Source organism: Pseudarthrobacter sp. DSP2-3-2b1, from assembly GCF_049895945.1.
Classification (GTDB): Bacteria; Actinomycetota; Actinomycetes; order Actinomycetales; family Micrococcaceae; genus Arthrobacter.
The window spans coordinates 153,419-159,801 of the sequence record NZ_JAFCTI010000011.1 but is presented as its reverse complement, the minus strand read 5'-3'; the positions used below and the strand labels follow the sequence as shown (position 1 = coordinate 159,801).

6 protein-coding genes and 1 pseudogene are annotated in these 6,383 nt (G+C 66.3%); 2 read left to right on the top strand and 5 right to left on the bottom strand.

The genetic code is table 11. From position 1 onward, the window contains the following. Both ACP7AX_RS14625 and ACP7AX_RS14620 read left to right on the top strand, forming a co-directional pair. A pseudogene (locus tag ACP7AX_RS14625) lies at positions 1–339 on the top strand (DUF3618 domain-containing protein); the annotation flags it as partial. A gap of 118 nt (positions 340–457) precedes the next feature. Next, complete coding sequence (locus tag ACP7AX_RS14620) at positions 458–1,603, top strand: YihY/virulence factor BrkB family protein (RefSeq protein WP_426227308.1); 1,146 nt, start codon at positions 458–460, stop codon at positions 1,601–1,603. Between the two features lie 158 nt (positions 1,604–1,761). Here the strand turns inward: ACP7AX_RS14620 and ACP7AX_RS14615 are convergent, their stop codons facing one another. The 5 genes from ACP7AX_RS14615 to ACP7AX_RS14595 form a co-directional block, all read right to left on the bottom strand. Further along, a complete protein-coding gene (locus tag ACP7AX_RS14615; RefSeq protein ID WP_426227306.1) occupies positions 1,762–2,565 on the bottom strand; it encodes a glycosyltransferase in 804 nt (267 codons plus the stop codon). Beyond that, positions 2,540–3,946, bottom strand: a complete 1,407-nt coding sequence (locus ACP7AX_RS14610; protein ID WP_426227304.1) for a PIG-L family deacetylase — start codon at positions 3,944–3,946, stop codon at positions 2,540–2,542. The genes ACP7AX_RS14615 and ACP7AX_RS14610 overlap by 26 nt, the downstream gene beginning before the upstream one ends. Then, positions 3,940–5,073: a hypothetical protein gene (locus ACP7AX_RS14605; RefSeq protein ID WP_426227302.1), complete on the bottom strand. Its 1,134-nt coding sequence runs from the start codon at positions 5,071–5,073 to the stop codon at positions 3,940–3,942. The genes ACP7AX_RS14610 and ACP7AX_RS14605 overlap by 7 nt, the downstream gene beginning before the upstream one ends. A gap of 6 nt (positions 5,074–5,079) precedes the next feature. Then, positions 5,080–5,559 carry a ferritin-like domain-containing protein gene (locus ACP7AX_RS14600; protein WP_131684845.1) on the bottom strand — a complete coding sequence of 160 codons (480 nt, stop codon included), beginning with the start codon at positions 5,557–5,559 and terminating at the stop codon, positions 5,080–5,082. Between the two features lie 99 nt (positions 5,560–5,658). After that, entirely contained in the window at positions 5,659–6,366 is a 708-nt protein-coding gene (locus ACP7AX_RS14595; protein WP_426227299.1) for an O-methyltransferase, read from the bottom strand. Between the last annotated feature and the right edge of the window lie 17 nt (positions 6,367–6,383).

The following is a 6,383-nucleotide window of genomic DNA, read 5'->3' as shown; positions in this document are numbered from 1 at the left end:
CCCCAGCAGGTCAAGGCCAAGACCCAGGGCAACCCCCTGGCCGCCGGCCTGGTGGCCTTCGGCGCCGGCATGCTGATCTCCTCCCTGATCCCGGCCAGCACCAAAGAACGCGAAGCCGCCGACGCGCTCAAGACCGCGGCCGAACCGATGACCACGGAACTGACCGACGCCGCCAAGGACATGGCCGAAGGACTCAAAGAGCCCGCCCGCGAAGCGATGGAAAACGTCAAAGCCACCGCCACCGACGCCGCCGAACACGTCAAGGCCGAAGGCCAGAACGCAGCAGCAGACGTCAAAGACCGCGCCACCGACGCCAAAGACCACGTCCAAAACACGTAATCCCTAAGCACCCGGCACCAACCGGTGCCCTGCTTCAAGCAGCATTACAGACAGGCCGGTTCCGCCCCCGCTGGCAGGACCGGCCTGTCCTTTGCCAACCGAAATGAGATGACACCCCATGGCCACCCAAGACGCCTCCGAAACCAGCACCGCCAAAGCTGGCCAGGCTCCAGCGCCGGATGATTCCCGCAAACCAGACAGCCCAACAGAGGTTTCCAAGCCCTCATGGAAGTACATCGCCAAGAAGACCCTCAGGGAGTTCACCAAGGACCAGTGCCCCGACCTGGCCGCCTCACTGACCTACTACTCAGTGCTTTCGATCTTCCCGGCACTCCTGGCGCTCGTGTCCCTCCTCGGGATCTTCGGGGACCCGCAAAAGACCACCTCCGCCCTGCTCGACATCGTCCAGGGTTTCGCTCCCGGCCAGACCCTGGACACAATCCGCCCGGTGGTCCAGGACCTTGCCAGCTCCTCAGCTGCCGGCCTGACGCTGGTCCTCGGCCTCCTCACCGCACTCTGGTCCGCCTCCGGTTACGTCGGGGCCTTCGGCCGGGCCATGAACAGGATTTACGAAACCGATGAAGGCCGCCCCTTTGTGAAGCTGCGCGGTACCATGCTCGGCGTCACCATCGTCAATTTGCTGATAGTCGTTGCCATCGCCGCGATGCTTGTCCTGAGCGGCCCTGTGGCCGAATCCGTGGGAAACATGATCGGCCTCGGCGGCGCCTTCCTGACCGTCTGGGACATCGCCAAGTGGCCGGTGATGCTGGTGCTGATCATCGCAGCGATCGCCATCCTCTATTACGCCACCCCGAACGTAAAGCAGCCGAAATTCCGCTGGATGAGCATGGGTTCGGCAATCGCCCTGGTGGTGTTCCTGCTGGCCTCGCTGGCCTTCGGCTTCTACGTGGCCAACTTCAGCAGCTACAACAAGACCTACGGCGCAATCGGCGGCGTGATCGTCGCGCTGCTGTGGCTGTGGATCCTGAACATGTCGCTGCTGTTCGGCGCAGAGTTCGACGCCGAAATGGAACGCGGTCGCCAACTCCAGGCAGGCATCGAGGCTGAGGAAACCATCCAGCTGCCGCCGCGGGACACCAAGAAGAGCGACAAAATCCAGAAGCAGGAAGAAGAAGACGTCAAGCGCGGCCGTGAACTGCGCGAAAGCCACCAAAAGAATGAGGACGGGACCGGCCGGGACAGCGAGGGCCCGGACAGCAAGGGCTCACACAGCACCGATCGAAAGCAAACGGGGCGGGACTAGGCAGCGGGGGCGACTTGGAGGAAAATTGTTATCAGCAGATTCCTCCAGGTTTCCCGGTCCGTGACGCCCGGGTATCAGGCGGGGTCGGCGGCGAGGTGGCCTCTTCTGAGACCGAGGCCAGTCCCCCCAGTCGTCGTCGGCCCCCTCGCTTTGCCTCCTCAGCTTTCCAGTGCAACCGCCGATTCCATCCGCAGCGCCAGGAGATAGGCGCCCAACCCGTGCGGCGCCCGTCCTTCGGTCCGTCCGGAGGTGAGGACCCGGACGCTGTCCGTGGAAGTAACACTGAACCCCCGACGGCGGAGCCGCTCCACCAGCACCCGGTCCTCGTGCGAGCGCTGCCGTGGAAAGCCGCCGGCAAGGAGGTAAGCCGACGCCCGCACGCCCAGATTCGCACCAAACACGTGCGGATGGTCCTCCACCAACGTATGCCGGAGGTGCCACCGCCGCAGCAGTTCGCCGTCCATGCCGGCGGCATCGGGTTCCACCGTCCCCAGGACTGCGTCGGCCCCGGTGTCAGCAAGTATCACCTGGCGTAAGAGCCAGTCTTCGGGGACATGGGAATCAGCATCGGTATTGGCCAGCCATAACTTTCCGGTGGCCTGCGGGGCGCCCGCTTCGACCTCTTGCCTATAGCGGCCGTTGAGGATGGAGGTGATCCCTGCACGCCTGCTTCTGCCGACACTGTGGAAGGCAACGCGGAAGAGGCTGATGCGCGGGTCCGCCGCCGCGGTTCGGGCCGCCACCGCGCCTGAGTTGTCCGTGCAGCTGTCCAGGACCACCACAACGGCGATGTCCAGCTCCGGCCGGCTGGCCTGCAGTACATCGGCTGCCGCCCGGACCCCGTCGAGGGCCCGCTCCAGGTGCTGCTCCTCGTTGTGTACCGGAATCACCACGGCAACTTTCGCGATCCGGCTGTCCGTCCCCGCCTGCTCCACGTCAACTCCCCCGCGGTCCGGGGTCACCGGGCGCCACCAGCGTTTCCAGTACAAAATCGCGTTCCCGGTACAACCCTGCGGTGGGCCAGCGCAGAAGGTTCCGGGCCAACGAATGGACCGAATCGCCGTCGAGCTCCCAGCCCGACACCGGGTGCCGCCAGTGGCACAGCAGCAGCGTGCCGCCGGCCTGCATGGATTCCTGGACCTGCCGCAGCAGCACCTCCAGTTCCGCGGGCGGCAGGTAATAACCGACTTCAGAGACCACCACCAGGTCGTAGCTGCCGCCTGGCCACTGCGCCGGCAGCGTCAGTTGCCGGGTTTCGACGCCGGGCACCGCCGCGAGCCGCCCGGCCGCGAGTTCCAGCGCGGTGCTGCTGGCATCCACTGCCAGCAGGCTGGCGCACCGGCCGGCCAGATCAGCGGTCAGGGTGCCGATGGAGCAGCCGATTTCCAGCCCTGAGCGGTACCGTTCCGCCGGCAGTGCGGCGAGGGTAAGGGAGCGTTTGCGCCGCTCGTACCAGCTGGTGGTGTACCCCCAAGGGTCCTCTGAGCCCGCGTGGACGGCATCGAAAATCCGTTGCGCGTCGGCGCTGGTGTGGGGCGCGTTGGCGTGGGGCGCGTTGGTGTGGGGCGCAAGTGAACGGGGCCGGGTCCAGGCGAAGGTCTCAAACCCGCGCGTGAAATGCTCCACGAAGCCCTCGCTCAGGAGCACTTCGTCCCCCGGCAGGTCCGAAAGGGGACTGCGCTGGCTCGTGTGGGCACTGAGGGCGGCGGCCTTGGCGGCCTGCTGTTTCCGGTCCAGGGGAAGCCGGACCCACGACTGCCAGGCCGGGTCCTCAGGCGAGGCCCAGAACCAGTACCAGATGGGAAACTCCAGCAGGGCGTGCCCGTCCTCCCCCGCGATCTCAGCAGCGACCAACCCCAGGGCGTCATGGTCAGCGTGGCCATCCGCACGGTAGGGAGCCACGATGGCCAACTGCTGCTGCCCGGGGTGCCGGCCGACGGTGTCCCTCAACAGCGCAGCAATTTCAGGCTTTCGCTTGCTCAGGCCGCTGTCCGGGAGACCGAGAAAGCGCCAGGACCCCTCCAGCCCCAAGGCTTCCATGGCGGCGGCAAACTCCTGCAACCGGGTGGCCGCCAGCTGCTCCGGAGTAACGGTCACCGAGTCAGGGTGAGATCCCTCCCCCGCCGTAAACAGCAGCACCTCCACCTCCGCGCCCAGCGCATGCAGACCCGCCAGCAGGCCCCCTGCGCCCAACGCCTCGTCATCCGGGTGGGCCACGAGGACCAGGAACCGCATCGCTGCCAGTTCCTGCCCGTCCAAGGGCAGCTCGGCAATGGCCGGCAGCCCACTCGCTGCCCAGGCTGCCTCGTCCGTCCCGTGGCCGGTATGGGAGAAGGTCACCACGGCTGCCCCTCTTTGAGCGTCAGTTTTCCCAGCTGCGCATCGTCCCGCATCCCATGATGCTGGCGCACATACAGTGCCAGGTCAGCCATGCGCTTAGCGTACTGTTCGTCGAACGCCAGCGGCGCGGGCCCCCGGTTGCTCGTGACCAGGGCAAGGACACGTTCGACGGCGGACGCTGCAGTTCCGCGGACACGCAGCGCTTCGCTCCACTCGCTTGGCCCTGTGGCCGGTTTGGCCCCGCCGGTGCCGGTGCCGGCGGTGGCACCCGCTTCGGCGTCGATCCGAGCGGCTGTGCGCGCAAGATACTGGAACGCCGCCGTGAGAATCCGATCCGTTTCGCCCAAGGCGGCCAGCGCAATCTGATCGGGTTCCCGGCCGGACTCCGCAGCGGCGATGAGGGAGTCCCTGTAGTCCCTGGCCACGCCCACGGCACCGCCAAGCCAGCAGGCAGCCACGCCCATGCCGCCCCACGCGAATCCGGGACGGCTGAAGTACCAGTTATCCCCGCCCAGGGGTACTGCCGGAACCTGGCTGAAATGGACAGTCCCGCTGGGGATCTCGCGCAACCCCCGCGCCACCCAGGCAGGTTCCTCACACGTCACTCCGGGGTGGCGTAGGTCCACGGCAAAAGCAGCCCTGCCCCCGGTAACAGTGTGGGCAGTGATGACGGCACTGTCCAACTTCGATGCCAGCGAACACCACGGCTTCGAGCCGCTCAGGAGGATCCCGGCGTCGCCCGCTTTCGCCTCCAGCCTGGCTCCGGGACCTTCGGCGGCGAAAACACCCCAGGCCCCGCGGGACTGCCCTGGCTCCTTCCCCCGCCCTTCCCCGTGTCCGTCCACCGGATCAACCCCTGACTGGGCGAGGATGGCGAGCGCGTCAAAGTGCGGCTCGAAGATCCGGGCTGCAGCAACGTCCACGGCCGCCACTGTTGCCAGCAGCTCCCAGAGCGTGGACGTCCTGCCCTGGCCCGGCAGCGGGGCCTTGGCGCCCGCCGCCCTGGCAAGCTCCAGGAGAGCCGGGACGTCCCCTACCGCCCTGGCAACATCTCCCAACAAGGTGACCAGACCGGCGTCGGGCGCTGCATCGGGACTGAAGTGCACGGGCCTCGGAGCGGCGCGGTCCACGGGCGCCTATTTATCGGCAGGTTCGGTGACAGCCGCTGAGGGGCTCATGGTCTCCGCGTTCACCATCCATGCCAGCTGCTCCAGGCGTTCAATGGCGGCGTGCAGGAGGTCGGCGCTGGTGGGGTCCTCGTCATCCACCTCGTCATGGACGTCCCGCATGGTTTTAACGGTCCGTTCCAGCCTGTTCGTGACCAGCTTGACCGCATCCTTCGTGGACGTCAGTCCGGCGGGGAACTGGTCCAAGCGGGTGTCACCGGAAACCGTAATGCTCCGGCCGTCCGGAAGGGCGTGCAGGGCCCTCATCCGCTCAGCTGCCTGGTCGGCGAACAACCGGGCCGCCGCGATGATCTCGTCCAGCTGGAGGTGGAGATCGCGGAAGTTGGTTCCCACGATGTTCCAGTGCGCCTGTTTGCCTTGCATGTGCAGTTCGATCAGGTCCGTGAGCACCATCTGAAGGTTGCCGGCCAGGGTGGGTGACGCTTTCATCATGTTCCTCCGCTGCTGTGCACACCGTCCGGTGATCCGAACGGAAAACTTGTTCCAAGCATACTTACCACTTGGCGCTGGCAGCCTGCCGGACGTCCGTCACCGGACCCGGGCAAGGGCGAACCCGTCCCAGCCTTTGGACCCGACGGTCTGGATCACCGTGGCGTCGAGCTGCGGGTGCTTCCCCAGCAACTCGAGTGCGCCAATAATCCCCGGCGCATTGATCTCGTCGATGGAAGGGTCCAGGACCACGCCCTCCCACACGGCGTTGTCCAATACCACCGTGGTTCCGGGCCTGCCCAGCCGGACGGCCCACTCGAGGTAGTTGGAATTGTTTTCCTTGTCGGCGTCGATGAACACGAAATCGAAGGGTTCCTGGCCTTCGGCGTGCAAGGCTGCCAACGTCTCCATTGCTGGGCCCACCCGGACCTCCACCTTGTCCGCCAGGCCTGCAGCCGCCACGTTCGCACGGGCTATCTCCGCATGCTTGGTGAGGTATTCGCACGTCACCAGCCGGCCGCCGTCGGGAAGTCCCTGTGCCATCCAGATTGCGCTGAACCCGGCGAGGGTGCCGATCTCCAGCACCCGGTGCGCACCGGACACCTGGACCAGGAGCTTGAGCAGCTTGCCGGCGTTCGGGGTCACTTCGATGGGCGGCATACCTGCATCGGTGGCGGACTGCACTGCGCGCTGCAGGGCTGCGTCCGGGTGCACCACGGTTTCGGTGAGGAAGTCTTCAACAGCCACCCACGGTGGCTGGGACTTGTGTTCAAAAGGCTCGCGCCCAGAGGGCTTGTGCTCAGACATGGCCACAGTCTGGCAGA

Excerpts from the sequence above, each read along its gene's own strand:
- ACP7AX_RS14620 (WP_426227308.1), top strand. The coding sequence starts at position 458 with ATGGCCACCCAAGACGCCTCCGAAACCAGCACCGCCAAAGCTGGCCAG.
- ACP7AX_RS14600 (WP_131684845.1), bottom strand. The coding sequence starts at position 5,559 with ATGAAAGCGTCACCCACCCTGGCCGGCAACCTTCAGATGGTGCTCACG.
- ACP7AX_RS14595 (WP_426227299.1), bottom strand. The coding sequence starts at position 6,366 with ATGTCTGAGCACAAGCCCTCTGGGCGCGAGCCTTTTGAACACAAGTCC.